Genomic DNA, 25,697 nt, shown 5'->3' with positions numbered 1-25,697 from the left:
CGCGCCCCGCCCGGGATGACGTCAGGAGTTGCGGAACCGACGCGCATACCGCACCAACTGCCGCAGCGGTACCGGCTTGGGCCAGTCATCGGGACGGAAATGCGCGTCGGTGCCGCCGTCGACGAAAATCAGACTCCCGCAGAGGAACTCCGCCGAATCGGAAAGCATGAAGCACACCCAGTCGGCGAGGTGGCCCGGATCGCCGAAGCCGCCGACAGGAATCGGGAAGCGTCGCACCGCCTTGCTCTGCTGCGGATCGGCCAGCTGCTGCTCCAGCAGCGGGGTCAGGATCGCCCCGGGCGCCAGCGCGTTGAGCCGGATGCCGGCTCCGGCCCAGTCCGCCTGCACGGCGTGGCGACGCACCCACCGCGTCAGCGCGATCTTCGATGCCGCGTAAATCATCGCCGGCCGGGCCGGGCCGTACAGGCGCACCGCCCGGGTCGCGCGCGCGACGTCGCCGGCGAGCAGCGCGCGCACCGCTCGCTGCGGCACCAGCGGGGTCGTGGTGGTGGAATTGCTGGAGATCACCACCACTTTGGCGTGCTCCGTCGCGGCCAGCGCAGGTTGCCACCGCGCCAGTAACTCGACGGCGCCCAGGTAGTTCACCTCGGCGATGCGCCCGACGTCGGGCCCGCGGTTGGGGCCGATGCCGGCCGCGAGGACCGCGCCGTCGAGGCGGCCCTCGGCGGTGGTGAGCACCCGCAGTGACGCCTCTCGCCGACCGGCTTCCGTGGACAGGTCCGCGACGACGTCCGCGTCCTTGACATCGACGGTGATCACCCGGTGCCCGGCGGCGCGCAGCCGCTGCACCGTCGCCGCGCCCATACCCGATGCTGCGCCGGTGACGGCGTAGGTACCCATGGACTCACCCTAGTTCCGCAGCCAGTGGCATCGGAAGTCAGTCGGTGTCGGCCACCAGGTCGTCGGTGTCGACGAACTCCAATCCGCCGTCGTCGAGGGCGACCGCCCACCGCCGGCTCGGGTCGACGATGCGGGTCTCGCCGACATCGACGGCATATCCGGCGTCGGCGCCGAAGTCTTCGACGATGACCCCCCGCTTCTCGTCCGGCGTGTCCGGACGGACCCGGACGCGCTGGTCAAGGGCGAATTCTGCAGCCGGTGCGCGGTCCGGGTCGGCGGCGTCGCCGCCCTCGGTGTTGTCGTCCACACCCATAGGTATACAAGACCGCCCGCAGAACTTTGCTGTTGTGCGCGTGCATCGGGTCGTTTTCCTCGGGCGGCCCGCAGACCGCCGGTGGGCGCGGGCGGCGGTGACGATTTGCCGACCGGCGCATAATCGAGGGTTCACGAACGTTGTGAACAGCGGGCCGCGAGCGAAGGCGGGAGGAAGTGTGGCCGAGACGGTCCTGGTCGACGCCGACGACGTCGGCGAAGCCGAACAGGCGTTGAGCGCTTTCTACTCCAGGATGCGCCTGATGAAGGTGCCCGAGACCGCCGCATCGCGCACCCGGGTCTTTCGCAACCGGATCGGGCCGTTGACGCTCGATGACGCGGAGTTCACCTACCGGCTGACGACCGACATGGACCCGACCGATGCGGTGCTGATCTGCCGGGTGCGGTCCGGCCTGTTGGGCGGCAACCTGCTGGGCCGCGACCTCGAACTGCACGGTGCGGGCTCGGTCGTTGCGTTCGGCGGCCGGGTCGGCCAGCGCATCTTCGGCCACATCGACCGGGCGCGCTACGACGTCGTCATGATCGACCGTTCCCTGCTGGCCGCGGTGGCCGGGCCGACCGACGACGGGGAACCGGTCGCGCTGCTGTCGATGTCGCCGGTCTCGGCCGAGGCCAATCGACACGTGGCCGACGCGTTGTCGCACCTGCGTATCGGCGTGGGATCGAACCCGCACGCCGTGGACGAGCCGCTGGTCACCGGTCCTCTGGCGCGCTACGTCGCGGGCTGTGTGCTGGCGGCGTTTCCGAACACCGCGACCACCGGCCCCGCCGGGGCGGGGCGCGACGCAGGCCGCAAGCTGCTGGATCGGGCGACCGCGTTCATCGACGATCACGCCGACACCGACATCTCCGTGGCCGACGTGGCGGCCGCCGTGCGGGTCACGCATGCCGCCGTGCACGCGATGTTCGTCGAGCAGATCGGCATAACCCCGGTCGAATACCTGCGGCGGGTCCGGGTGCACCACGCCCACCGCGAACTGGTCTGCGAGGACCCGGCGAGCACCACCGTCGGCGAGGTTGCGGCGCGGTGGGGGTTCGGCGCGGTCGCGTCGTTCGAGGTGTACTACCGCCGCCAGTTCGGTGTCGACCCGGTCCACACCCTGGCGAGCTGACCACAGCACAGCGACTACGCTGGCCCACCGTGATCGAGATCGCGCTCAGCGAGATGACCGGCTGGTTCGGGTTCGGCGTGGCCGGCAACTTCGCCGGACACCTCGAGCAGGCCGGCGAGGCTGCGGACTTCGTCAACGTGACCAGTCAGGGCGAAGCGCCCAAAGGGATCTTCCCCTGGTATGCGCCCGGTTCGGACACCTTTCTCGGTGAGTTCCCGTTGTCCAACGACGCGATCGTGCTGCCGCCGACGCAGGACTCGGGGCCGCTGAACCTGCAGATCGAGCCCGAGGTCGGGCTGGCCTGCGAGGTGGTCTGGGAGGGCGACACCGTGGTCACGCTGAAGCCGTTCGCGGTGGGAGCCTTCAACGACTGCTCGATCCGTCGGCCGGGGGCGCCCAAGATCAGCTACAAGAAGAACTGGGGCCCGTCGTCGAAGGGAGTGTCGGCGAACTTCTTCGACATCGGTGATCTCACCCCGGACGGCCCGACCGCGACGATGCGGTTGGTCTGCCACCTGCACAGCGACGGCAAAGACTACGAATACGGCGTGGACAGCCCGTTGATCGGTTACTCGTACTACGGCGAGGTGCTGCTGGACTGGATCGTCGAGCGCCTCGCCAACCAGAAGGGCTCCCCGGACACCCCCCTCGAGGACGTCGGGGCCCTGATGGTGGCCAGCGGCCATCCGAAGAACGTGCTGATCGGCATCGGCGCCACCCGTTACACCGAGGTGGGGGAGTCGACGTTCCTCAAGCCGGGGGACCGCGCGATCGTGCGGGTCTACGACACCGAGTCGGGCGCGGCGGCCGAACTCGACCAGTTGGTCCGTTAGAACTGTCGGCGTTACGGTAGCGATCTCCGTTACCATGCGTCGTCATGGCCGGTGACAATGACGTGGCGGTGTCGGGACAGCGCGCACTGGTGCTGGGCGCCAGCGGCAATGTCGGTGCGTGTGTGACCCGCCACCTGGTCGCCGGCGGCGCAGACGTCCGGGTGTTGTTGCGGAAGTCGAGCTCCACCAAGGGAATCGACGGTCTGGCCGTCGAGCGCTGTTACGGTGACCCGTTCGACACCGCCACGGTCGCAGCGGCGATGGCCGACCGGGACGTGGTGTACTACTGCATCGTCGACACCCGTGCCGAACTGCGCGACCCGGCGCCGTTGTTCGCCACCAACGTCGAGGGTCTGCGCCGGGTGCTCGACGCCGCGGCCGAGGCGAACCTGCGCCGCTTCGTGTTCCTCAGCACGATCGGCACCATCGCCGTCGGCGAGAACGGCGCGACCGTCGACGAGGACACCCCGTTCAATTGGGCCGACCGGGCCGGCAACTACATCGCGTCTCGGCGGGCTGCCGAGGAACTGGCGCTGTCCTACGCCGCCGGGCGTGGGGTGCCGGTGGTCGTCTGCAACGTGTCCAATCCGTACGGGCCGCCGGACTGGCAGCCGCGCCAGGGCATGTTCGTGCAGCTGGCCGCGCTGGGCAAGCTGCCGTTCTACGTGCGAGGGGTGGGGTCGGAGGTGGTCGGCATCGATGACGCCGCCGACGGGATGCTGCGCGCCGCCGAGCGCGGCCGGGTCGGTGAGCGATACATCATCTCCGAACGCTTCATGACCCATCGCGAGCTGCTCAACACCGCCGCCGACGCGGTGGGCGCCCGCCGGCCACGCTTCGGTATCCCGATGGCGGTGGTGCGCGGTGTCGCCGCAGTGTCCGAGCTCGTGGGATCGCTTCTGCGCAAGGACATTCCGATGAGCCGGCAAAGCGCGTTCCTGCTGGAGTTCACCTCGCCGGCCAGCCACGCCAAGGCCACGCGCGAGCTGGGGTGGCAGCCCGCGCCCACCGAGCACGCCATCGCGCGCGCTGCCGAGAACTACGTAGAGCGCGCCAAGTCGGCCTGAGCCGTTGCGCTTTCAGCGTTCGAACACCGGCCGGGGAGGCGGTGGATCGGCCAGGATGGCCGGCAGTACGAAGGTCTGAAGATAACGTCGGGCGGTGTCGGGCGTATCGCTGCCCGGGATGATGCCCAGCAGCATGGTCAGCGCGGTGGTGATCAGGAACTGTCCGACGTCGCCCGGGCGCATCCCGGCCCGCAGCTGCGCGGCGGCGGCGTCGTCGTGCAAGGCCGTAACGAGTTGTTCGACGAGTTCGGGCAGAGCCGGATCGTTGGCCACCAGGTGGGCGACGGTGCCCTCGTCGGTGTTCTCCGACAGGGTCTGTAACAGCGGATCGTGAATCAACTCGGTCGCGACGAGGACCATACTCTCGACCAGCAGGTCCGCCAGCGTGCCGTCGACCGGTAGGCGGGCGAGCATGTCGGCCTGGTGCCGACGGGTCTTGCGGTGCACCAGCGCCTCGAGCAATCGTTGCCGGCTGGGGAAGTGGCGGTACATCGCCGCTCGCGAGTAGCCGGCCTCGTGAGCGATGAGTTCCATCGTCGACGCGGCGAAACCGCGCTGCAGAATTGATCGTTCGGCCGCGTCCATCAGCACGGTTCTGGCCTGCTCTGCGGTGTTTCCGCCGCCGGGCGGGCGTCCTCGTCGCCGTGGGGACGACGTCTGGTGGGCAGGCATCGCGCTCCTCGGTCGCACGGCTCGGTCACATCCGGGATACGGCGAGCCCAAGTATGCCGCAACCACCCCTTGTGTTCCCGCGGCGTCTCCGACTATAAATACACAAATCCAAACTAATGTTTATTTACTGGGGGTCTCGGATGGCGCGTGGGGTGGCGGCCTTCGTCGGGGCGGGCATGCTGGCCGCGTCGCTGTCGGGTCTGGTGGCCGGGTGGGCGCCCGTAGCCGCCGCCGACCCCGGCAGTGCGTCTTCGAGTACCTCGGCCGACCGCGGTGAGCCCCGCACCCGGGAGAGCGACCGGACGACGCGCCGCGAGCACCGCCGCAGCGCCACCGCCGCACGCGAACCCGCGGTGGCCCGCGACGAGGAGCGCGAGGGGAATGCCGCCGAGGAGATCGTCGTCGACGAGGTGCCAGAACCCGACACGGCGCGGGCCGAGGACTCCCCCGGAGTGGGTGTGCGCGCCGACCGTGCACCGGCCCGGTTACCCGACCTGCCGGAGGCTTTGTCGGACAATCAGATTCTGCCCGCGATGCTGCCGACCGCGGACCGGCGGCAGGCCGGATCGCCGCGCCGGGAACAGCAGCGCGGTCCGTCGCCGGTTCTGGCCGAGTCGGGCTCGCGCGACACCGCCACCGAGGTGGCCACGCTGCAGACGACCGCCCGCACCGAGCCCCGACGGTCCGCGTCGCTGCTCAATGTCGTCGGCTCGGTCGTGGTCAACCTGCTGATCGGCGTGGTCCATCTGGTCGACGGTCCACCCGTACTGCCTGCCGGGAGCACGGTGACGGTCCGCACCGGGTCGCTGAAGCTGCCCGTCGGCAAGGGCCGGACCGTTGCGGCCGACTGGTACTTCCCCGAGACCGTGAACGACTCCACTCGCCTGGTCTATCTGCAGCACGGATTTCTGGCCAGCGGTCCGATGTACAGCTACACCGCGGCAAAGCTGGCCGAGCGCACCGACAGCATCGTGGTGGCGCCGTCGTTGTCGTCGAACTTCTTCGCCCCCGACGCGGCGTGGGTCGGCGGCTCCACCATGCACCGCGCAGTCGCCGAGCTGTTCGTCGGGGATCGCACTGCGCTGAACGAAAGTGCCACTGCTGCAGCGGGGTACGAGTTGACCCTGCCGACGAAGTTCGTGCTGGTTGGGCATTCGGCTGGGGGCACGCTGGTCACCAGCGCGGCGGGGTTCATGGCCGACAACGGTGCGGTCGACGACTTGATGGGCATCGTGATGCTCGACGGCGTGGAACCCAGCGGTTCCCGGTTGGTGTCCGACGCACTGGCCAAGCTCACCGGCGACGCCGACCGGCCGATCTACCTGATCTCCTCGCAGCGCTACTTCTGGAGTCGCGGCGGTGACATGGCCGACAAGCTGACGCTGGCCCGGCCCGGTCGCTTCACCGGTGTCGGCCTCGAAGGCGGTCTGCACATCGACTACATGACCGGCGGCAACACGCTGCTCCAGCTGGCTCAGTATGTGGTCGGAGGGTTCAGCCAGCCGCGCAACGTCTATGCCGCCTCCTCGATCACCGCGGGCTGGGTCAACGATCTGTTCGACGGGACCCGCGACGGTCTCTACGGCGATGCGCGCCAGTCGATTCCGATCGAGACTCCGGCGGGTACCGCGACGGCTGTGGTCCTGCCGCTGGGCAACCCGCCCCGCCCGGTCTGGCCCGTATGGCTCGACGTGCTACTGACTGCGATCTTCGACTTCGGGGGTCGCTACCTGTTCGTGTACGAGCCGCTACGCGGATACGACGCAGCCACCGCGGCCAGCACCTCGAGCACCCGGGGCAGCGAGGGGAGCGCGTTGTCCGTGGCGTGAGCGGCCAGCAGATCGACGGTCAGCGATGCCGGGGACAGCGGCACGTACCGCACGCCGAGGATGGCCAGTTCGGCGGTCGGTGCCGGCACGATCGCGATCCCGAGACCGGCCGCCACCAGTGTGACCAGTGTCGACGTCTCGATGACCTCGTGGCGCACGGCGGGGACGAACCCGGCCTGACCGCACAGCGTGGCCACCAACGTGCTCATGGTCGACCGGCCTTGACCGGCGTGCACGATGAACGTCTCGTCGCGGAGATCGGCCACGCGAACATGCCGTCGGGCGCCGAGCCGGTGGTCGGCCGGTACCGCCACCAACAACCGGTCCCGGCGGACCGTCACCGCCGTGATGCCCGCCCGGCCGGCCGGCGGGCGCAGCAGCGCCAGGTCGATCTCCCCGGCCTCCAGTGCGGAAAGCTGTGCCGGGGCCAGCATCTCGCCACGGACGCTGACCTCGATACCCGGCAGCGTCTCGCCCAGCGCTCGCGCCAGTCGGGGCAGCAGCGAGTAGGTGGCCGATCCGACGCAGCCGATGGTGAGCTGGCCCTCGACGCCGTCGGCGATACGCCGGGCCTCGCTCCCGGCAGCGTCCACGGCGTCGAGGATCCGCACCGCGCGGCGCAGATAGGCTTCGCCGGCGCGGGTCAACCCGACCGAACGGGTGGTCCGGGTCAGCAGCTGGGCGCCGACTTCAGCTTCCAGCTGGCGGATCTGTTGAGACAGCGGTGGCTGCGCCATGTGAAGACGCTCCGCGGCGCGGCCGAAGTGCAGTTCCTCGGCGACGGCACGAAAGTACCGCAGATGACGCAACTCCGGCATTGAGACTCCTGAGGTATCAATTTACGCAAAATATGTATTTCACGATATCGGAAATGCGCCCTAGCCTGGAGTCATGTCCGAGAACTCGACCGAGGTGACGGTCCACGCGGTCGACAGCGGCCGCCGCGACGGCCCGGTCGTGGTGCTGTCGAACTCGCTGGGATCTACCCACCGGATGTGGGACCCGCAGCTCGCCGCCCTCGAAGAACGCTTCCGGGTGATCCGCTACGACACCCGCGGCCACGGGTCCTCCCCGATTCCCGGCGGGCCTTACCGCATCGACGACCTCGCCGGCGATCTGCTGGCGCTGCTCGATCGGTTCGAGGTCGCCCGTGCGCACCTCGTCGGGCTGTCCCTGGGCGGAATGACCGTGATGCGTTTGGCCGCAGCCGCACCCGCACGTGTGCACCGGATTGCGTTGCTGTGCACCGCGGCGCAGCTGCCGCCGGCCGCGGCATGGCGCCAGCGCGCCGCCACCGTCCGCGCCGACGGGGCGGCCGCCGTGGCGGAGTCGGTCGTGGCCCGCTGGTTCACGCCGGGCTACCTTCGGGCCCACCCGGAGACCCGGCGCCGCTACGAAGACATGGTCGCCAGCACTCCGGCGGAAGGGTACGCCGCGTGCTGCGAGGCCATCGCCGACCTCGACCTGCGAAACATGCTGCCCGACATCGAGGCTCCCGCGCTGGCGATCGCCGGTGCCGACGATCCCGCCACCCCTGTGGACAAGCTCGCGGAGGTCGCCGACCTGATCCCCAAGGCCGAACTCCGCGTGCTCGACCGCGCCGCGCACCTGGCCAATGCCGAACAACCGGCTCAGGTCACCGACGCCCTCATCAACCATCTGGAGAAATCATGACCTGCGACAAAGTGAGTGAAACGGTGACCGATGCGGTCGCCGACATCCGGTCGGGAGCAAGCCTCGCGGTCGGCGGGTTCGGCCTCTCCGGCATCCCGTGGTTCCTCATCGAGGCGCTCCTCGAGCAGGGCGCCGACGACCTGACCATCGTGAGCAACAACTGCGGTGTCGACGGCGCCGGGCTCGGTCTGCTGCTCGAAGCGCGCCGCATCACCCGCGTGATCGCGTCCTACGTCGGGGACAACAAGGAATTCGCGCGCCAGTACCTGGCCGGCGAACTCACCGTCGAACTGACCCCGCAGGGCACCCTGGCCGAGCGGCTGCGCGCCGGTGGCAGCGGGATCGGCGCCTTCTTCACCCCGACCGGGGTCGGCACGCTGGTCGCCGAGGGCGGGCTGCCGTGGCGCTACCACGCCGACGGCACCGTCGCGGTGGCCTCGCCGGCCAAGGAGGTCCGCATCTTCGGCGGCCGCGAGATGCTGCTCGAGGAGTCCATCGTCACCGACTTCGCCCTCGTCCGCGCCGCCGTAGCCGATCGGGCGGGCAACTGTGTCTTCCACGCCGCGGCGCGCAACTTCAATCCATCGGCGGCGATGGCCGGACGGGTCACCGTCGTCGAGGCCGAGCGGGTGGTGGACGTCGGTGTGATCCATCCCGACGAGGTGCACCTACCCGGTGTCTTCGTCCAGCGGGTCGTGGAACTGACCCGGGAGCAGGCCGCCCGCAAGGGCATCGAGAGGCGGACCACCCGGCCGCGCGTACCGCACCGCGACGAAGTGCTGCAGGAGGCGTTGACATGAGCTGGAGTCGCCAGGAGATGGCCGCCCGGGCCGCGCAGGAGTTGCACGCCGGGGACTACGTCAACCTCGGGATCGGGCTGCCGACGCTGATCCCGGACTACCTGCCCGAGGGGTCCGGCGTCACCCTGCACGCCGAGAACGGCATCCTCGGCGTGGGCCCCTTCCCCTACGACGACGAGGTGGACCCGGACCTCATCAACGCCGGCAAGCAGACGGTGTCGGTGGTGCCCGGGGCGTCCTACTTCGATTCGGCGACCAGCTTCGCGATGATCCGGGGCTGCCACATCGACGTCGCGGTGCTGGGCGGAATGCAGGTCGCGGTCAACGGGGACCTGGCCAACTGGATGGTGCCCGGTGCGATGGTCAAGGGCATGGGCGGCGCGATGGATCTCGTCAACGGAGCGCGCCGGGTGATCGTGTTGATGGACCACGTCACCAAAGACGGCGCCCCGAAACTGGTTTCGCGGTGCGACCTGCCCCTGACCGGCAAGGGCGCGGTCAGCCGCGTCATCACCGATCTGGGAGTGCTCGATGTCACCGGCACGGAGTTCACCCTCGTCGAGCTTGCACCCGGCGTGAGCTACGAGCAACTGGCCGCCGCCACCGGGGCGCCGGTCGCCGACCCCCGTCAGCGCCGCAGCGCGGCCAACTCGGAGCGGGAGCGCACGCCGAGCTTGGCGTAGATGCGTGTGAGGTGATACTGCACCGTCTTCTGGGACACGTACAGCTCGGCCGCGACCTCGCGATTCGAACGCCCCTGAGCCACCAGGTTGCTCACCGCCTCCTCCTGAGGGGTGAGTTCGACGGTGCCCTCCCGTTGCGGATGCAGCCCGCCGGCCTTGAGCTCGCGGTCGCATCGCGCCACGTAGGTGTCCGCGCCCAGAGCCAGGTAGAGCTCACGGGCTGCGCTGATCACCGCGTCGGCCGCACGGCGCTTGCCCGCCCTGCGCAGCGTCTGACCGTAGGCGAAGTTGATCCGGGCGAGGTCGTACCGCAGCGGCAGTCCGTCGAGGCGGTCCAGGGCCTCGTCGAACGCCCGCCGCGCGGCGTTGATGTCCCCCTGCGCGCCGAGCAGCCGGCCGCGAGCGTAGGCCAGGCGCGCGGCCGCGCTGCGGTGGCCGCGGGACCTCGCACGCTGCTCGTGCGGACGGAGGAATTCGTCAGCCCCGTCGAGGTCGCCGTCGAGCACCATCGCGTTGGCCAACAGGTCCGGCCACGGCCAGTAGCCCGGCTCCTGCAGGGACGTGCCCCGCGCCATGCCGCGCAACGGCGTCACGATTCGGCGCACCGCCGCGTAATCGGCCTGTGCCTCGGCGATCTGGCCGCGCAGCAGTAGCGTCGGGATGCGCATCATCGCGTATTCACCGGGGGCCGAGGACGCCGCACGCACCGCCGCCTCGGCGCCCGCCCAGTCACCGCGCAGCGCCGCGATCTGGCCGGCGGTCCACTCGAGAAGCGGTGTCACCAGCACGATTCCACTCTCCGCGGCGAGCCGCCGACCGTGCGCGACGCTGGCCAACGCGTCGTCCCAGTCGCCGGCGGCGAACCGCACCCGCGCCAGCCACGCCAACGCCCACAACGTGATCCGCGTCGAACCGCCCAGTGCGGCCGCGGCGACCGCGCTCTCCAGACTGGCGCGCGCGCCGTCGACGTCGTCGCGCACCAGCTGCACCCACCCTCGACCCATCACCACCCGTTGGGCCTGCGCACCGTGCCGCACCCGGTTCGAGAGATCGTCGTAGGCCGCGGCGGCACGTCTCGGATGTCCGGCGGCCAGCAACCCAAGGCCACGGACCGCGGCCGCCTCGATCGCCGCGGGAGAGTCCTCGTCGGCCAGGCCGAGTGCCCGGTCGGCCCAATGGACCAGCTGTTCACCCTCGCACCGGACCAGGGTGTGCAGCACGTGTCGCTGGGCGATGAAGGCGGCGTCGGCCGGGTTGCGGTCGGTGTTGACGATGTCCCAGGCACGCGCCAGACGCATCTCGGCTTCGGTGGAGCGGCCGCGCAGGATCGCCAGATACGCCAGAACCGCGTTGCGCAGCGGTGTTTCACGCAGGCTCTCGATCGCCGGTACATAGGCGGCGGCACCCAGGCAGTCACCGGCAGCCACCAGTGCGTCGACCGACCGGGTGAGGCGTTCGTCGCGGGCCAGCGGGTCGGCGGTCAGCCGACTCGCGTCCCGGAACAGCGACGCCGCCTGTGCCCAGGCGCCCTCCGCGCCGCACGACCGCGCCAGCGTGTCGACCTCGTCGGCCAGTGCCTCGTCGGGCACGGGCGTGGCGGCCACCCGGTGTCGCAGCCGCCGGGCCGGATCGGCCACGAGATCGGCGGCGCGCCGGTGCGCGTCGGCGACTGCCCGCGGCCCGGCGATGTCGAGCACGGCCGCGGAGGTGAGGTTGTCGCGCAGCCGCGGTGCGCCCGGATCGCCGGGGCCCACCAGCCCTTCCCGGGTGGCGGATTCCAGTGCGGTCAGCGGGTCGTCGAGGACCGCCAGCGCGGCGGCGTCGGCCAGGGTGGCGTCATCGTCGAGCACGGCCAGTGCGACGCACAGGGCCTGACCGTGCGGCCCCGCGCGGTCGAGCGCGGCGTCGACCTGCTCGGTGATCCTGCGCGGGGCGGGCAGGGGCGCGTCGAGTCGGCTCCACGTCTCCGGCGCCAACTCGTCGAGCAGGGCCAGGACGTGGCCGGGATTGCCGTCGGTGTGGCGGGTGAGCCGGGCCGCCGTCGCCGGGTGCAGAATGTGTCCGCGGGCCGACGCCAATTCCGCGACCTCGCCAGGCCTCAGTCCGGGCAGTTCGAAGGTTCGCGCGACGAGATCACCTATTTCGCTGGGCATCTCGCCGACCACGCTCACCACGATCAGCGCGGGAATTCGACGATGGTGCCGCGTCAACGTCGAAAGTGCCTGCAACGAAAGTGGATCGGCATCCTCGGCATCGTCGACGACGAGCACCGTCGGGAATTCGGCGGCGAGGACCCGCGCCAATTCCTCGGCGGCGGCGACCGGGTCGGCGGGCGCCGGTCCCTGCAGCAGCTGGGACATCACCCCGCCGGCCAACGGGGTCTCCCAGGCGGTGGCGCTCGCCCACAGGGCGTTGTCGAACTCGGTGGCGATCCGGCGCAACAGAGTCGTCTTGCCGATCCCGGCCGGGCCGGTCACCGCGACGACATCGATGCCGTCGGTGCTTGTCGTGGCCACCCGCCGGCCGAGTTCGGTGATTTCACGTGCGCGACCGACGAACGGGGCGCGCGCCGGGCTCACGTTCCCATCGTAGGTCGCCGGCCGCGCCGTCGATCAACCCAAGTCGCCGCCCGCGACCGGCAGGACCGTGCCGGTGATGAAGGAGGCCTCGTCGGAGGCCAGGAAACAGATCACGGCGGCCTGTTCGTCGAGGGTGGCGTAGCGCTTGAACAGCGACGAGTCGAGGGTCTGCTCGACATGGGCGTCGAACCAGGCCTGTTCGGTGTCGGTGGCCGGCGTGGGCGTCCCGCGCGAGATTCTCCGCGGCGGTGCGGCCGTGCCGCCCGGAGCCGCGGCGACCACCCGGATGCCGGTGTCGGCGTACTCCATCGCCAGCGACGCCGTCAGCGCGTTGACGCCGCCCTTGGCGGCCGAGTAGGGAATCCGGTGGATCCCGCGGGTGGCCACCGACGACACGTTGACGATGACGCCGTGGCCGCGCTCGACCATCGTCGGCAGCACCGACCGGCACGAGTACAGGGTGGTCATCAGCGACCGGTCGATCTCGGCGCGGATCTGCTCGGCGCTGAATTCGGTGAACGGTTTGAAGTTGATCGCCCCGCCGACGTTGTTGATCAGCACGTCGACGGTCCGGAACGTGGCCAACGTCTGCCGGATCAGGTCGTCGGCGCCTTCGGCGTGCTCCAGGTCCACGGTGACGGCGAGGGCCTGCGGACCAGCGGTCGCGGACAGCTCGTCAGCGAGTTCCTTGACCAGTGCCGAACGGTCGGCCAGCACCACGGTGCCGCCTTCGGCGTGCACGCGGCGTGCGGTGTGTTCGCCGATCCCCTGCGCGGCGCCGGTGACGATCACGACCTTGCCGCTGAATCGACCGGGGCTGGTGAACGCCGGTCCGGGCGCGGCTGCGGCGTCGGCCATGGCGCGCCGCATCGTTTGCATGGAGCGTTGCGCATGAGCGGAGATCAATGCGCGCGCGCCTGCCCGGTCGCCGGCCTCGATCGCGTCGACGATCTCGACGTGGTCGGTGGCGCAGCGGGGATGGCACCAGGTCGCCCGCCGCAACGTCGCACTCATCCGGCCTTTGACGTCGAGCGCCTGGTACGCGTGCAACAGGTGCTCGTTGCCGGTCATGGTGAACAGGTAATCGTGGAACGCGGCGTTGGTCTCGGTGTACTGCGCGGGGTCGACGAAGCGGTCGCCGTCGACGTAGGGCAGCGTCGACTCGGCCAGGAGCCGGTAGCCGGCCAACTGCGCGCTGTCGAGGCGTCCCACGGTCAGCTCCAGCGCCCCGAGTTCCAGCGCCGCGCGAGCCTCGAACAGCGCATCGGACGTGCGCATGTCCGGGTGTTCCTCGCCGATCTCGTAGCCGTCGGTACTGATCACCGGTTCGTCGTCGTGCTGCGGCAGCGCGGGCAACACGACCTGACCGCTGATACGCCGGGCGGTGTCGTCGGCCTCCGACGTCGGCGGGTAGGCCGCCAGCGGCGCGATCGTCCGTCGCGGGAGAACGGTCTGCCCGACGACCCCTCGTGCATCGGGCGCCGTCAGGACGGACTCTTCGGATGCCTCCGCGCCGGTCGCGCGCCGCGTGGCGCTCCCGGCCGTCGCAGCGGTGGCCTCGGTGGTGTTCGCCAAGCCGAACTTCTCGTAGTAGAAGCCGGTGGGTTCCACGCCGGCGCCGTTGAGGTGCGTGCGGACGGCCTCGACCATCGGCGGCGGTCCGCACAAATAGATCGCGACGTCACCGCCGTGCAGGTGCTCCCCGTCGATCAGACTGGTGACGTAGGCCCGCTCGGGCCCGCGGTTGATCGCCGTGCTGTGGGGATCCGAGACGCAGTGGTCCCAACTGAAGTCGGGCAATTCCGCGCCGACTGCGGCGATCTCGTCGATGGCGACCAGATCGACATCGGTGCTGACCCCGTAGATCAGATGGGTACGGCGGCGGCTCTGCTGCGCTGCCATGGCGCGCAGCATCGACAGGACAGGCGCCAGGCCGGTGCCGCCGGCGAGCAGCAGCACCGGGCGGTCGGCGTCGCGCAGGAAGAAGGACCCGTTGGGCCCGGTGAACGTGATCGCGTCGCCGACGGCGGCCCGGTTCGCGAGGTAGTCCGACATCGCGCCACCGGGGGTGAGCTTGACCAAGAACGTCAGGCGCTCCTCATGCGGAGCGTTGGCGAAGGAATACGACCGGCTCTGATCGGTTCCGGGCACCGCGATGTTGACGTACTGCCCCGGCAGGAAGGTCAGTTCGCCGCGATTCGGGATGTCGATCCCGATCTTGACGGTGGTGGACGAGAGTCGCTGCAGCTGCGTCAGCGTGCCGGAGTAATCGCTGGCCTGCGTCTTGGCGGATTCCGAGGTGCCCGCGATCTGCAGCACCAGATCCGACCGCGGTCGCATACTGCACGGCAACACGTAGCCCGCCGAGGCCTCGTCGGCCGACAGCGCGTCGTCGATGTAGGTGCCGCCGTCGTAACTGCCGGACTCGCACAACGCCTTACAGGTACCGCAGGCCCCGTCCCGGCAGTCCAGGGGGATGTTGATGCGAGACCGGTAGGACGCATCCGCGACGGTCTGGTCGCTGCGGCAGGTGACGAAGCGGGTCACCCCGTCCTCGAAGGACAGGGCCACCGAGTACGTGTCGGTCGGGGTGGTGGGCCCGGGGGGCCTGGTGGGTGCTGACACGGCAGTCTCCTCTAGAAGTGGTAGACGTCCACCACGTGGTGGATGTAGTCGTTCTTCAGCACGACCGTCTTGCGTCGGATCAGCGGCTCCGGGCCGCCGAAGTCGATGGTGTAGAACGAGGTGCCGTAGTACGGATCGATCGTGTTGTACCGGAAGTACATGGTGTGCCAGTTGAATCGGACGTCGACCAGGTCGCCACGCTGTTCGATGATCTCGACGTTGGTGATGTTGTGACTGGTGCGCGGTTCGGGAATCGACGTCGCCGAGGAGCGTTCGGTCCGGATCCGGAACACGCGGTCTTCCAGGCCGCCTTTGTTGGCGTAGTAGATCAGCGAGATGTCGCGGTGGGGGTCTTCGACGAGGCGGTCGTCATCGGTCCAGGCCGGCATCCAGTACACGACGTCGTCGGCGTAACACTGCAACCACTTCTCGAATTCGCGGTCGTCGAGGTAACGCGCTTCCCGGTAGAGGAATTGTTCGATCGCGTTCTGGGTGATGGTCGCCGTTCCGGAGACCGGGCCGAGCACAGCGTCGTAGGTCATGTCACTTCTCCGATTCCGTTGCCAGGGCTTGCTTCATCGCCGTCAGCCAGTAGCCGTGCTGGACGGGGTAAAGGCCCTCGTCCTCGTTCTTGCGGCCCGAGGACAGCACGGCGTGCATGCCCAGCGACTCGGCGACTTCGTCAGGACCGGTCAGCCAGTGCTGGGCACCGCGGCTCATGTCGTTCCACGGGGCCGCCTCCGCCCGGAAGGTCAACTGGCAGGACCGGAACTCCTCCAGATCGTCGGGCGTGGCCATGCCCGAGGCGTTGAAGAAGTCCTCGTACTGCCGGATCCGTGCGGCCCGCGCCGCATCGCTCTCGCCTTTGGGGGCGATGCAGTAGATGGTGACCTCGGTCTTGTCCGGACTGATCGGGCGGAAATGTCGGATTTGGGTCGAGAATTGGTCCATCACATACACATTCGGGTACAGGCACAGGTTGCGGGATCCCTTGACCATGAACTCGCCCTTGGCCTCACCGTGGGCGGCCTTGAGCTCGGCGAGCTTGTCCCACAGCGGCCGGTCCTGCGGGTTGGCCGCCCAGGTCCACAGGCACAGATGCCCGTTCGGGAACGACCAGTAGCCGCCGCCGGATTTGCCCCAGCTGGCGGCGTCGAGGGCCTTGGTGTCGTTGGCGGATTCGCCGGTGTTCCGTCGGCTGGTGGTGGCCGCGTAGTTCCAATGGGTAGCGGTGACGTGGTAACCGTCGGCGCCGTTCTCTGCCTGCACCTTCCAGTTGCCGTCGTAGGTGTAGGTTGACGATCCGCGCAGGACCTCCAGCCCCTCTGGGGACTGGTCGACCAGCATGTCGATGACCGTGGTGGCGTCACCGAGGTGTTCGGTCAGCGGCACGACATCGGGGTTGAGGCTGCCGAACAGGAAGCCGCGGTAGCTGTCGAACCGCGCGACCCTGGTCATGTTGTGCGACCCGCCGACGTTGAAGGACTCCGGGTAGCCGGCGCCTTCGGGGTCCTTGACCTTGAGCAGGCTGCCGTCGTTGCGGAACGTCCAGCCGTGGAACGGGCAGGTCAGTGTCATGCGGTTGTCGGTCTTACGGCGGCAGATCATCGCGCCGCGGTGAGCGCAGGCGTTGATCAGGCAGTTCAGGGTGCCGTCCTTGGACCGGGTGATCACGACCGGCTGCCGGCCGATGTAGGTGGTGAAGTAGTCGCCCGGGGCGGCGACCTGGCTCTCGTGCGCGAGATAGATCCAGTTGCCCTCGAACAGGTGCTTCATCTCCAGCTCGAAGATCTCCTCATCGGTGAAGATGCGCCGGTTGGCTCGGTAGACGCCGGCCTTGGGGTCATCGATGACGGCGTCGGCGAGCACGCCGGCGACGTGGCTCACGGGGTCGGTCGCGGATGCGGTCACGGGCATCTCCTAGCAGTGCGGTGTGAGGTCTTCTTGCACAGTGGCATGCCGTGTTCGCCGTCACACTAGGCATATACCTAGTCCTGAACTAGGAAGTTATTGAAAAGAGCCATCGATCAATAGGGCCTCTATAGGTCTTTGTGATCTATCTATCGGCGGTCTACCGTCGAGCGTGTCGGCCGTCACATGGAGGCCGGGACCTGGGAGGATCACATGGAGCTGCGCCACCTGCGCTACTTTGTCGCGGTCGCTGACACCTGCCACTTCGGACAGGCCGCCGAACGACTGCACATCGCGCAGCCCGCCCTGTCCTACGCGATCCGTCAGCTGGAGAGCGAGCTGGACGCGGGGCTGCTGACTCGCACCACCCGGCAGGTGTCGCTCACGCCGGCCGGTGAGTTCCTCCGTGCGGAGGCGGTGCGGATCCTCGACGCCGTCGAGGACGCGCAGCACGGGGTGCGGCGTATTGCCGCGGGCCGCAGCGGCCTCGTCCGGCTGGGCGTGACCGGCACGGCCGCGTTCTCGCATCTGCCGCGCATCGCGCGCATTCTCAACCAGGAGCTGCCCGCCGTCGCGCTCGACATCTCGTCGGACCTGCTGACCCCACAGCAGTGCGACGCCTTGCGGGTCAACGCCCTCGACATCGGTGTGCTGCGTCCACCAGCGGTGGGCGACGACATCGCAGTGCACGCGATCGACGACGAACCGCTCGTTGTGGCCGTCTCCGCCGACCACCGGCTCTCGATCGAACCGGTCGTGTCGCTGGCCGACCTGCGCAGCGAAGCCTTCGTCGGATACGCCGACCCAGGCTCCGCGGTCAACCAGGCGGTGCTGCGCGCCTCCCGTCGCGTCGGTTTCGTACCGCATCGCGAACACACCGCGCCCAACACCGCCGTGCTGCTGGCGTTGGTGGCCGCCGGCGTGGGGGTGGCGGTGTTGCCGGCCTCGGCGCGCGCATTGCCGCTGGGCGGCGTCGTGTTTCGCGACCTGGTGGACGGCGGTTCGATCGAGCTGGCACTGGCCTGGCGGCGCGACACGGACAACCCCGTTGTCGACACCGTCGTGCAGGTGCTGGCCACCGCCTTGGCACCGCACTCCGAGTTCGTGACCACCAGCGAGGAACGGCCATGAAGATCATTGCCGTCGAAGCGATCCCGTTTTCCATCCCGTACACGAAGCCGCTGAAGTTCGCTTCGGGCGAGGTGTATGTCGCCGACCACGTGCTGGTTCGGGTGCACACCGACGAAGGCGTCGTCGGTGTCGCGGAGGCCCCGCCGCGGCCCTACACCTATGGCGAGACCCAGGACGGCATTCTCGCGGTGATCCGTACGGTCTTCGCTCCGCAGCTGATCGGGCTGACACTGACCGAACGTGAGGTCGTGACTGCGCGGCTGTCCCGGACGGTCGGCAACCCGGCGGCCAAAGCCGCTGTGGACATGGCGATCTGGGATGCGCTCGGGCGCAGCCTCGGTCTGTCGGTGACCGCGCTGTTGGGCGGCTACACCGACCGCATGCGCGTCAGCCACATGCTGGGGTTCGACACCCCCGAACGCATGGTGGTCGAAGCCGAGCGCATGATCGACGAGTTCGGCATCCGGACGTTCAAGGTCAAAGTCGGACGCCGCCCGGCCCGCCTGGACACCGCGGTGGTGCGCGCCCTGCGCGAACGGTTCGGTCACACCGTCGACCTGTATGTCGACGGCAACCGCGGGTGGTCGGCCGCCGAGTCGGCGCGGGCCATGCGCGAAATGGGCGACCTGGACCTGTTGTTCGCCGAGGAGCTGTGCCCGGCCGACGACGTGCTCGGCCGGCGGTGGCTCGTTTCGCAACTCGACGTACCCTTCATCGCCGACGAGTCGGTGACCACTCCCGCCGAGGTGACGCGAGAAGTGCTTGGTGGGTCGGCCACCGCGATCAGCATCAAGACCGCCCGCACCGGATTCACCGGGTCGCGGCGGGTGCACCACCTCGCCGAAGGCCTCGGCGTAGAAGTCGTCATGGGCAATCAGATCGACGGCCAACTCGGCACCGCCTGCTCCGTGTCCTTCGGCGCGGCGTACGAGTCGACCTGCCGGCGGGCCGGGGAGCTGTCCAACTTCCTCGACATGTCCGACGACCTGTTGACCGTCCCGCTGTCCATCCGGGACGGCGAGCTGCAGGTACCTCCCGGCCCGGGGCTCGGCGTCGAGATCGACGCCGACAAACTCGCACGCTACCGCACCGACAACTGAATCTACCCGGGCGACAACCGCTCCCGGGACCGCCACATCACCTATCCAGAAGAGAGAAAACCATGACCACCTTGGAGACCCCGATGGACGCTGCGTCGGCCGCGGCGTCCGGCGCATCGGCCACCGCCCGCTTCCACACTGACAAGTCACCCTACGACGCGGTCGCGGGCACCCCGCCCGAGCGGGTGAGCGATCTCGCGCGCGAGGTGCTCTCGGCAGTGCACGACACCGTCCGCCGGCACCGCGTGACCTACGACGAGTACAACGCGCTCAAAGCGTGGCTGATCAGCGTCGGTGAGGACGGGGAATGGCCGCTGTTCCTCGACGTCTGGGTCGAGCATGTGATCGAGGAGGTCGCCACCGACCATCGCGAGGGCAACAAGGGCACGATCGAAGGCCCCTACTACGTGCCGAACTCCCCGGAGCGCGGCGCGCGCGGAACCATCCCGATGCGTGACGGGGAGCAGGGCACACCGTTGGTATGGAACGGCACCATCACCTCCACCGACGGCACGCCCCTGGCGGGCAAGGTCGAGTTGTGGCACGCCGACGCCGACGGCTTCTACTCGCAGTTCGCCCCCAACCTGCCGGAATGGAATCTGCGCGGCACCTTCAGCGCGGGTCCCGACGGCGCCTTCCAGATCACCACGATCCGGCCGGCGCCCTACCAGATCCCCACCGACGGCGCGTGCGGCAAGTTGATCGCCGCGGCAGGTTGGCACGCGTGGCGCCCGGCACACCTGCACGTCAAGGTGTCCGCGCCGGGGCACGAACTGCTCACCGCGCAGCTGTACTTCCCGGGGGACCCGCACAACCAGGACGACATCGCCAGCGCGGTCAAGCCCGAGCTGGTGCTCGAGCCTCAGGTGCATCCCGACGGCTCCCAGTCGGTTGCCTACAGCTTCGTGCTGGACCCCGAGAAGAACTGAGCGACATGTATTTCCACGTACGCATGGACGTCGCGATCCCGCCCGAGCTCGACCCGCGGCAGCGCGACGAGCTCGTGGCGCGGGAGAAGAAGTACAGCCAGGAACTGCAGCGTGCGGGAAAGTGGCCGCACATCTGGCGGATCGTGGGCGAGTACGCCAACTTCTCGGTTTTCGACGTCGAGTCCACCGACGAGCTGCACACGCTGCTGTCCGGACTACCGCTGTTTCCGCACATGAAGATCCACGTGACACCGTTGGCGACGCACCCGTCGGACATCGCGGCGCACTAGACTCTCCGATGTGCTCGATCACCTCGACGCCGGGCAGCTCGCCGCATTGGCCGCGGTGGTCGAATTCGGCAGCTTCGACGCTGCTGCTGACCACCTGCATGTCACCCCGTCGGCCGTGAGCCAACGGATCAAGGCGTTGGAGCAGCGGGTCGGCCAGGTGCTGGTCCTGCGTGACAAGCCCTGTGTCGCAACCGCAGCCGGGGCGCCGCTGCTTCGGCTGGCGGACCAGACCGCGCTGCTGCAGGCCGAGGCGCTCGCCGAGGTGCGCGGCGGCTCGGCCGATGTCGCGCGAATCGCGCTGGCAGTCAACGCCGATTCGATGGCCACCTGGTTCACCGGCGTCTTCGAGCGAATGCCCGATGTGTTGTTCGACGTGCGCATCGAGGACCAGGACCACTCAGCTCGATTGCTGCGCGAGGGGACGGTGATGGGTGCGGTCACCACCGAACAGACCCCGGTCGCCGGCTGCCGCGTCCGTCGGCTCGGGGTGATGCGCTACCGGCCGGTGGCCAGCGCCGGATACCTCGACCGGTGGATGACCGAGGGCTTCTCTGCCGAAACCGCCTCGGCAGCGCCGTCACTGGCGTGGAATCGCGATGATGCGCTCCAGGACCAGCTGTTACGCAAGCTGTTTCGCCGTTCGATCCGTCGGCCGGTGCATTACGTCCCCACCGCGGAAGGGTTCGGCGCGGCGGTCCACGCCGGACTGGGCTGGGGGATGTACCCCGAGCAGCTGATCGACGACACGTTTCGGCCGGTGGTCGATTCCCACCTCGACGTGCCGCTGTACTGGCAGTGCTGGAAGCTCGACAGTTCGACGGTGAGCCGAGTCTCCGACGCTGTCACCGCCGCAGCGGAGGGGCTGCGGCGCGGTCGGTGACGGCGACGGGGAGAATCGCAGCCATGAGCTCGTCGGTCAGGGTGCGGATCCTCGGTGTCGGTATGGGTCCCCATCACGTCACCGGTGAGGTCGCCGAGGCGCTGCGGACCGTCGACTACGTGCTGGCCGCGGAGAAATCCGACGACGACCGTCTGCTCGCGCTGCGTCAGGAGATTCTGCGTCAGCACCCCGGTCCCGGCGGCCCGGCCGAACTGGTGGTGGTGCCGGATCCGCCGCGCGATCGCTCCGAGGGGTTGTCCGCCGGTGGATACGAAGGTGCCGTGGCCGACTGGCACGATGCACGCGCAGCCCGTTACGCGGAGGTGCTGCGGCAGCGTGGCGGTACCGCCGCCTTCCTGGTGTGGGGCGACCCTTCGCTCTACGACTCGACCATCCGTGTCGTCGAGAGGGTGCGAGACCTCGGCGTCGACCTGGACTTCGACGTGCTGCCGGGGATCAGCGCACCCCAGCTGCTGGCGGCCCGCCACCGCATCGTGCTGCACGAGGTCGGCCGCCCGGTGCACGTGACGACCGGGCGTCGGCTGCAGGAGGCGGTCACCGCCGGGCTGGACAACATCGTCGCAATGCTCAACCCGCCCCCGCACCGTCTGGACTTCACCGGTCTCGAGGACTGGACGATCTGGTGGGGCGCGAACCTCGGCGCACCCGGCGAGCGGTTGCTGACCGGGCGACTCGATGCGGTGCGGCCGGCGATCGGTGAGGCCCGCACCGCCGCCGAAGCCCGCGACGGTTGGGTGATGGACCTCTTCCTGGTCAGGCGGACCTGATGGCGGGGCTGTTGATCGCCGGCACCACCAGCGATGCGGGCAAGAGTGTCGTCACCACCGGTCTGTGCCGCGCACTGGCCCGGCGGGGGGTGAAGGTCGCGCCGTTCAAGGCGCAGAACATGTCCAACAACTCGATGGTCTGCGCCGATCCGTCTGGGCGCACCGCCGAGATCGGCCGGGCGCAGTGGGTGCAGGCGATGGCCGCCCGCGCCACCCCGGAGCCGGCGATGAATCCGGTGCTGCTCAAGCCCGGCAGCGACCGGCGCAGCCACGTCGTGTTGATGGGCCGCCCGTGGGGACACGTCGACTCGTCGGACTGGCTCGAGGGCCGGCGGGCGCTGGCCGGTGCGGCGCACGCCGCCTATGACGACCTGGCCGCCCGCTACGACGTCGTCGTCGCCGAAGGTGCGGGCAGTCCCACCGAAATCAACCTTCGTGCGGGGGATTACGTCAATCTCGGGCTGGCCCGGCACGCCGGGCTGCCGACGGTCGTCGTCGGTGACATCGATCGAGGCGGCGTGTTCGCCGCGTTCTTCGGCACGGTCGCGTTGCTGTGCCCGCAGGATCAGGCGCTGATCGCGGGCTTCGTGGTGAACAAGTTCCGTGGTGACCAGGCGCTGCTCGACCCCGGGCTGCGTGATCTGGAGCGCGCCACGGGCCGAACGGTTTTCGGTACCGTGCCGTGGCGACCGGACATCTGGCTGGATTCCGAGGACGCGCTCGAACTCGCGGGCCGCCGAGCCGACGCGTCGGGCGCGCGGCGGGTCGCGGTGGTTCGGCTGCCACGGATCAGCAATTTCACCGACGTCGACGCCCTCGGTCTGGAACCTGACCTCGACGTCGTGTTCGCCTCCCACCCGAACGCATTGTCCGACGCCGACCTGGTGGTGCTGCCGGGCACGCGGTCCACCATCGCAGACCTGGCCTGGCTACGCTCCCGCGGACTGGACCGTGCGCTGCGCGACCACGCCGCAGCGGGCAAGCCGGTCCTGGGCATCTGCGGCGGATACCAGATGCTGGGCCGGGTGATCCGCGATCCGCACGGCGTCGAGGGCCGCCCCACCGAGTTCGACGGCCTCGGTCTGCTCGACGTCGAGACGGACTTCGCGGCGGAGAAAACACTGCGCCTGCCGCACGGATGCTGGAGCGGTGCCGCGGCGACGGGCTACGAGATCCATCACGGCCGCATCGCCCGCGGCGACGGTGCGGACTTCCTCGGCGGGGTCCGGTCGGGCGCGGTTTTCGGGACCATGTGGCACGGCGCGCTCGAGGGCGACGCCCTGCGGTCCCGGTTCCTGGCCGAGACGCTCGGCCTGGCCCCGTCCGGGGTGTCGTTCCCGGCGGCCCGCGAAGCCCGCCTCGATCTGCTCGGTGACCTCGTCGAGGCCCACGTCGACGTCGACGCGCTGCTCGACATCGCGGGAAACGGTCCGCCGCAGGACCTTCCGTTCCTCCCGCCGGGAGCTCCGTGATGTGGGTGCTGTTGTTGGGCGGTACCGCCGAAGCGCGCGCGCTGGCCGAGTTGCTGCTCGCCGACGGCGTCGAGGTCACCAGTTCGCTGGCCGGCCGCGTCACCGACCCCCGACTGCCGGCCGGTGAGGTTCGCATCGGCGGGTTCGGGGGCGTCGACGGACTGCGCGCGGTGCTGCGCGACTATGACGCCGTCGTCGACGCCACCCACCCGTTCGCGAAGAACATCTCGGAACATGCGGCCGCGGCGGCCGGGAACACGCCGCTGCTGCGCCTGGAACGGCCCGGCTGGGCCGCACGCAGCCGCGACTCGTGGCACTGGGTGGACACCCACGAGCAGGCCGCGGCCACCGCAGCGGGCCTGGGCCGTCGTCCGTTCCTGACCGTCGGGCGCCAGGAGATCGCCCGCTTCGTCACCGATCTGCGCGAGCATGCGGTGCTGGCGCGGGTGGTGCAGGCCCCCGACGTCGAGCTGCCCGGCGCGTGGCGCCTGATCACCAGCCGCGGACCCTACGAATTGCCGGGTGAGCTGGGCATCATGCGCGAGCACGGCACCGACGTGCTCGTCACCAAGGATTCCGGCGGCGAGCACACCTGGCCGAAGATGGCCGCCGCCGACCACCTGGGCGTGCCCGTCGTCGTGGTGCGCCGTCCTGACCGCCCGGCCGGGGTCCCGACGGTGCACGACATCGAGGAGGCCCGCGCCTGGGTGCGCGCGCTTCCTACGATGGCGGGGTGAGGATCCTGGTCACCGGCGGCGTGCGCTCCGGTAAGTCCCGCCACGCCGAGCACCTGCTGGGCACCGCCGACCGGGTCACCTATCTGGCTCCTGGGCGCCCCGCCGACGGCAGCGACCCGGACTGGGACGCCCGCGTCGCCCACCACCGGACCCGCCGGCCCGCGCACTGGCAGACCGTCGAGACCGCCGATGTCGCGGCTGCACTGCGCGAGGTGCGCGGCGCCGCGCTGGTCGACTGCCTGGGCACTTGGCTGACCGCGCTGCTCGACGAGAACGCCTTGTGGGAAGCCGACGCCCGCGAGGTGCAGCACGTCGTCGACGGGCAGGTGTCGGCGCTGTGCGACGCGCTGACGACCGTCGGTGACGCGGTGGTGGTCACCAACGAAGTCGGGCTCGGGGTGGTGCCGTCGCACCGGTCCGGGATGCTGTTCCGGGATCTGCTCGGCTCGGTCAATCAGCGGGTCGCCGCGGTCTGCGACGAGGTGCACCTGGTGATCGCCGGCCGGGTCCTGCGACTCTGACGGAACAAGCACTGTGCCGGAGGGAGACTCGGTCTACGCGCTGGCCCGTCGGCTCGACGGCGCGCTGTCCGGTCGGGTCCTGACCCGTGGGCGGTTACGGGTACCGCAGCATGCCACCGATGACCTCACCGGGCGCACCGTCGGCGAGCACGTGACCCACGGCAAGCACCTGCTGACCCGGTTGTCGGGCGATCTGACGCTGCACACCCATCTCCGGATGTCCGGGTCGTGGACCATCTCGCTTGCCGGACGCCGGCTGCCGCGCACCGTGATGCCCGACGTTCGGGTGGTGCTGCGCACCGACGGTCCGGCGGCCTACGGGGTCCGGTTGCCGGTGGTGGAACTGCTGCGCACCGCCGACGAGTCCCGCGTCGTCGGGCATCTCGGTCCGGACCCGCTGCGCGCCGACTGGGATCTCGACGAGGCCGTGCGCCGGTTGACCGCCGACCCGGCGCGGCCGCTGGCCGCCGCGCTGCTCGATCAGCGCTGCGTCGCGGGTTTCGGCAATTTGTGGGCCAACGAACTGTGCTTCCTGCGGGGACACAGCCCGTGGACGCCGGTCGGTGAGGTGGACGCCCGCGCGCTGCTGCAGCTCGGCGCCCGGGCGTTGCGGCACTCGGCGACGGTGCCCGGCGCGATGCAGGTGACCACCGGCAACCGTCGGAAGGGCGAGACCCACTGGGTGGCCGGACGAGCGGGACGGTCGTGCCTGCGCTGCGGCACCCGGGTGCGCGTCGTCGCCGAGGTGGCCAACGATCCGGAGCGGCGGCGGACGTGGTGGTGCCCCACCTGCCAGCCCGGCCCGGCACCGTGAACGTCGCTCGTTTGACGCCGAGAGTGCCTCCAGGGCGGTACTTTTCGCGATCTTCC

General features: G+C 69.7%; 25 protein-coding genes. 17 read left to right on the top strand and 8 right to left on the bottom strand.

From position 1 onward, the window contains the following. Positions 1-21 precede the first annotated feature (21 nt). Both G6N31_RS19830 and G6N31_RS19825 read right to left on the bottom strand, forming a co-directional pair. The gene (locus tag G6N31_RS19830) at positions 22-861 is read right to left on the bottom strand and encodes an SDR family oxidoreductase (RefSeq protein WP_098000451.1); all 840 of its coding nucleotides are present in this window, start codon (positions 859-861) and stop codon (positions 22-24) included. A gap of 37 nt (positions 862-898) precedes the next feature. After that, complete coding sequence (locus G6N31_RS19825; protein ID WP_420089937.1) at positions 899-1,174, bottom strand: hypothetical protein; 276 nt, start codon at positions 1,172-1,174, stop codon at positions 899-901. 178 nt (positions 1,175-1,352) lie between these two features. On the opposite strand from G6N31_RS19825, the gene G6N31_RS19820 reads away from it, so the two are divergent. From G6N31_RS19820 to G6N31_RS19810, 3 genes are read left to right on the top strand one after another with little or no spacing between them, the layout of a single operon-like run. Continuing rightward, positions 1,353-2,306, top strand: a complete 954-nt coding sequence (locus G6N31_RS19820) for a helix-turn-helix domain-containing protein (RefSeq protein ID WP_163722273.1) — start codon at positions 1,353-1,355, stop codon at positions 2,304-2,306. Positions 2,307-2,335: 29 nt separating this feature from the next. After that, a complete protein-coding gene (locus G6N31_RS19815; RefSeq protein WP_098000455.1) occupies positions 2,336-3,139 on the top strand; it encodes a DUF5718 family protein in 804 nt (267 codons plus the stop codon). A 44-nt stretch (positions 3,140-3,183) separates the two neighbouring features. Continuing rightward, entirely contained in the window at positions 3,184-4,206 is a 1,023-nt protein-coding gene (locus G6N31_RS19810; RefSeq protein ID WP_098000457.1) for an NAD-dependent epimerase/dehydratase family protein, read from the top strand. A 12-nt stretch (positions 4,207-4,218) separates the two neighbouring features. Here the strand turns inward: G6N31_RS19810 and G6N31_RS19805 are convergent, their stop codons facing one another. After that, the gene (locus G6N31_RS19805) at positions 4,219-4,878 is read right to left on the bottom strand and encodes a TetR/AcrR family transcriptional regulator (RefSeq protein ID WP_234815121.1); all 660 of its coding nucleotides are present in this window, start codon (positions 4,876-4,878) and stop codon (positions 4,219-4,221) included. 140 nt (positions 4,879-5,018) lie between these two features. Between G6N31_RS19805 and G6N31_RS19800 the strand changes: the two genes are divergently transcribed. After that, positions 5,019-6,707, top strand: coding sequence for an alpha/beta hydrolase (locus tag G6N31_RS19800; protein WP_234815122.1), 1,689 nt, complete (start codon positions 5,019-5,021; stop codon positions 6,705-6,707). Here the strand turns inward: G6N31_RS19800 and G6N31_RS19795 are convergent. After that, positions 6,605-7,525, bottom strand: a complete 921-nt coding sequence (locus G6N31_RS19795; protein WP_098000459.1) for a LysR substrate-binding domain-containing protein — start codon at positions 7,523-7,525, stop codon at positions 6,605-6,607. The genes G6N31_RS19800 and G6N31_RS19795 overlap by 103 nt on opposite strands. A 73-nt stretch (positions 7,526-7,598) precedes the next feature. On the opposite strand from G6N31_RS19795, the gene pcaD reads away from it, so the two are divergent. The 3 genes from pcaD to G6N31_RS19780 are packed head-to-tail and all read left to right on the top strand — an operon-like array spanning position 7,599 to position 9,864. Continuing rightward, complete coding sequence (pcaD, locus tag G6N31_RS19790; protein WP_098000461.1) at positions 7,599-8,381, top strand: 3-oxoadipate enol-lactonase; 783 nt, start codon at positions 7,599-7,601, stop codon at positions 8,379-8,381. After that, on the top strand, positions 8,378-9,181 hold the full coding sequence (locus G6N31_RS19785) for a CoA transferase subunit A (RefSeq protein WP_098000463.1): 804 nt from the start codon (positions 8,378-8,380) through the stop codon (positions 9,179-9,181). Before pcaD ends, G6N31_RS19785 begins: the two co-directional genes overlap by 4 nt. Continuing rightward, positions 9,178-9,864 carry a CoA transferase subunit B gene (locus tag G6N31_RS19780; protein ID WP_098000465.1) on the top strand — a complete coding sequence of 229 codons (687 nt, stop codon included), beginning with the start codon at positions 9,178-9,180 and terminating at the stop codon, positions 9,862-9,864. Before G6N31_RS19785 ends, G6N31_RS19780 begins: the two co-directional genes overlap by 4 nt. Here the strand turns inward: G6N31_RS19780 and G6N31_RS19775 are convergent. From G6N31_RS19775 to benA, 4 genes are read right to left on the bottom strand one after another with little or no spacing between them, the layout of a single operon-like run. Beyond that, positions 9,810-12,443 (bottom strand): helix-turn-helix transcriptional regulator, encoded by a 2,634-nt coding sequence (locus tag G6N31_RS19775; RefSeq protein WP_098000467.1) that lies wholly within the window; start codon positions 12,441-12,443, stop codon positions 9,810-9,812. The genes G6N31_RS19780 and G6N31_RS19775 overlap by 55 nt on opposite strands. A gap of 33 nt (positions 12,444-12,476) precedes the next feature. Next, positions 12,477-15,068 (bottom strand): benzoate 1,2-dioxygenase electron transfer component BenC, encoded by a 2,592-nt coding sequence (gene benC / locus G6N31_RS19770; RefSeq protein ID WP_098000469.1) that lies wholly within the window; start codon positions 15,066-15,068, stop codon positions 12,477-12,479. A gap of 11 nt (positions 15,069-15,079) precedes the next feature. After that, entirely contained in the window at positions 15,080-15,610 is a 531-nt protein-coding gene (benB, locus tag G6N31_RS19765; RefSeq protein ID WP_098000471.1) for a benzoate 1,2-dioxygenase small subunit, read from the bottom strand. Between the two features lies 1 nt (position 15,611). Further along, positions 15,612-16,979 carry a benzoate 1,2-dioxygenase large subunit gene (gene benA, locus G6N31_RS19760; protein ID WP_420089942.1) on the bottom strand — a complete coding sequence of 456 codons (1,368 nt, stop codon included), beginning with the start codon at positions 16,977-16,979 and terminating at the stop codon, positions 15,612-15,614. A 213-nt stretch (positions 16,980-17,192) separates the two neighbouring features. Between benA and G6N31_RS19755 the strand changes: the two genes are divergently transcribed. The 10 genes from G6N31_RS19755 to G6N31_RS19710 all read left to right on the top strand — a co-directional run bounded on the left by G6N31_RS19755 (position 17,193) and on the right by G6N31_RS19710 (position 25,641). Further along, positions 17,193-18,110 (top strand): LysR family transcriptional regulator, encoded by a 918-nt coding sequence (locus G6N31_RS19755; RefSeq protein WP_098000640.1) that lies wholly within the window; start codon positions 17,193-17,195, stop codon positions 18,108-18,110. Next, positions 18,107-19,210, top strand: coding sequence for a mandelate racemase/muconate lactonizing enzyme family protein (locus G6N31_RS19750; RefSeq protein ID WP_098000475.1), 1,104 nt, complete (start codon positions 18,107-18,109; stop codon positions 19,208-19,210). Before G6N31_RS19755 ends, G6N31_RS19750 begins: the two co-directional genes overlap by 4 nt. A 62-nt stretch (positions 19,211-19,272) precedes the next feature. Then, positions 19,273-20,139, top strand: coding sequence for a catechol 1,2-dioxygenase (gene catA, locus G6N31_RS19745; protein WP_098000477.1), 867 nt, complete (start codon positions 19,273-19,275; stop codon positions 20,137-20,139). Between the two features lie 5 nt (positions 20,140-20,144). After that, positions 20,145-20,429, top strand: a complete 285-nt coding sequence (catC, locus tag G6N31_RS19740; RefSeq protein WP_098000479.1) for a muconolactone Delta-isomerase — start codon at positions 20,145-20,147, stop codon at positions 20,427-20,429. A 10-nt stretch (positions 20,430-20,439) separates the two neighbouring features. After that, complete coding sequence (locus G6N31_RS19735; RefSeq protein ID WP_098000481.1) at positions 20,440-21,309, top strand: LysR family transcriptional regulator ArgP; 870 nt, start codon at positions 20,440-20,442, stop codon at positions 21,307-21,309. A 23-nt stretch (positions 21,310-21,332) separates the two neighbouring features. Then, positions 21,333-22,097 carry a precorrin-6A synthase (deacetylating) gene (cobF, locus tag G6N31_RS19730; protein ID WP_098000483.1) on the top strand — a complete coding sequence of 255 codons (765 nt, stop codon included), beginning with the start codon at positions 21,333-21,335 and terminating at the stop codon, positions 22,095-22,097. Then, on the top strand, positions 22,097-23,569 hold the full coding sequence (locus tag G6N31_RS19725; RefSeq protein WP_098000485.1) for a cobyric acid synthase: 1,473 nt from the start codon (positions 22,097-22,099) through the stop codon (positions 23,567-23,569). Before cobF ends, G6N31_RS19725 begins: the two co-directional genes overlap by 1 nt. Then, entirely contained in the window at positions 23,569-24,306 is a 738-nt protein-coding gene (locus tag G6N31_RS19720) for a cobalt-precorrin-6A reductase (RefSeq protein ID WP_098000487.1), read from the top strand. Before G6N31_RS19725 ends, G6N31_RS19720 begins: the two co-directional genes overlap by 1 nt. Next, complete coding sequence (locus G6N31_RS19715) at positions 24,303-24,827, top strand: bifunctional adenosylcobinamide kinase/adenosylcobinamide-phosphate guanylyltransferase (protein ID WP_098000489.1); 525 nt, start codon at positions 24,303-24,305, stop codon at positions 24,825-24,827. The genes G6N31_RS19720 and G6N31_RS19715 overlap by 4 nt, the downstream gene beginning before the upstream one ends. Before the next feature lie 13 nt (positions 24,828-24,840). Further along, complete coding sequence (locus tag G6N31_RS19710) at positions 24,841-25,641, top strand: DNA-formamidopyrimidine glycosylase family protein (RefSeq protein ID WP_098000491.1); 801 nt, start codon at positions 24,841-24,843, stop codon at positions 25,639-25,641. Positions 25,642-25,697 lie beyond the last annotated feature (56 nt).

The organism is Mycolicibacterium duvalii, from assembly GCF_010726645.1.
Taxonomy (GTDB): Bacteria; Actinomycetota; Actinomycetes; order Mycobacteriales; family Mycobacteriaceae; genus Mycobacterium; species Mycobacterium duvalii.
The sequence above is the reverse complement of the archived record's forward strand: the minus strand, read 5'-3'. Positions and strand labels throughout refer to the sequence as shown.

What these genes read in the sequence shown, in the direction of transcription:
- G6N31_RS19830 (WP_098000451.1), bottom strand. Translation starts at nt 861, where the DNA reads ATGGGTACCTACGCCGTCACCGGCGCAGCATCGGGTATGGGCGCGGCG.
- G6N31_RS19825 (WP_420089937.1), bottom strand. Translation starts at nt 1,174, where the DNA reads ATGGGTGTGGACGACAACACCGAGGGCGGCGACGCCGCCGACCCGGAC.
- G6N31_RS19810 (WP_098000457.1), top strand. Translation starts at nt 3,184, where the DNA reads ATGGCCGGTGACAATGACGTGGCGGTGTCGGGACAGCGCGCACTGGTG.
- G6N31_RS19805 (WP_234815121.1), bottom strand. Translation starts at nt 4,878, where the DNA reads ATGCCTGCCCACCAGACGTCGTCCCCACGGCGACGAGGACGCCCGCCC.
- G6N31_RS19800 (WP_234815122.1), top strand. Translation starts at nt 5,019, where the DNA reads ATGGCGCGTGGGGTGGCGGCCTTCGTCGGGGCGGGCATGCTGGCCGCG.
- G6N31_RS19795 (WP_098000459.1), bottom strand. Translation starts at nt 7,525, where the DNA reads ATGCCGGAGTTGCGTCATCTGCGGTACTTTCGTGCCGTCGCCGAGGAA.
- pcaD (WP_098000461.1), top strand. Translation starts at nt 7,599, where the DNA reads ATGTCCGAGAACTCGACCGAGGTGACGGTCCACGCGGTCGACAGCGGC.
- G6N31_RS19785 (WP_098000463.1), top strand. Translation starts at nt 8,378, where the DNA reads ATGACCTGCGACAAAGTGAGTGAAACGGTGACCGATGCGGTCGCCGAC.
- G6N31_RS19780 (WP_098000465.1), top strand. Translation starts at nt 9,178, where the DNA reads ATGAGCTGGAGTCGCCAGGAGATGGCCGCCCGGGCCGCGCAGGAGTTG.
- benB (WP_098000471.1), bottom strand. Translation starts at nt 15,610, where the DNA reads ATGACCTACGACGCTGTGCTCGGCCCGGTCTCCGGAACGGCGACCATC.
- G6N31_RS19755 (WP_098000640.1), top strand. Translation starts at nt 17,193, where the DNA reads ATGGAGCTGCGCCACCTGCGCTACTTTGTCGCGGTCGCTGACACCTGC.
- G6N31_RS19750 (WP_098000475.1), top strand. Translation starts at nt 18,107, where the DNA reads ATGAAGATCATTGCCGTCGAAGCGATCCCGTTTTCCATCCCGTACACG.
- catA (WP_098000477.1), top strand. Translation starts at nt 19,273, where the DNA reads ATGACCACCTTGGAGACCCCGATGGACGCTGCGTCGGCCGCGGCGTCC.
- catC (WP_098000479.1), top strand. Translation starts at nt 20,145, where the DNA reads ATGTATTTCCACGTACGCATGGACGTCGCGATCCCGCCCGAGCTCGAC.
- cobF (WP_098000483.1), top strand. Translation starts at nt 21,333, where the DNA reads ATGAGCTCGTCGGTCAGGGTGCGGATCCTCGGTGTCGGTATGGGTCCC.
- G6N31_RS19725 (WP_098000485.1), top strand. Translation starts at nt 22,097, where the DNA reads ATGGCGGGGCTGTTGATCGCCGGCACCACCAGCGATGCGGGCAAGAGT.
- G6N31_RS19720 (WP_098000487.1), top strand. Translation starts at nt 23,569, where the DNA reads ATGTGGGTGCTGTTGTTGGGCGGTACCGCCGAAGCGCGCGCGCTGGCC.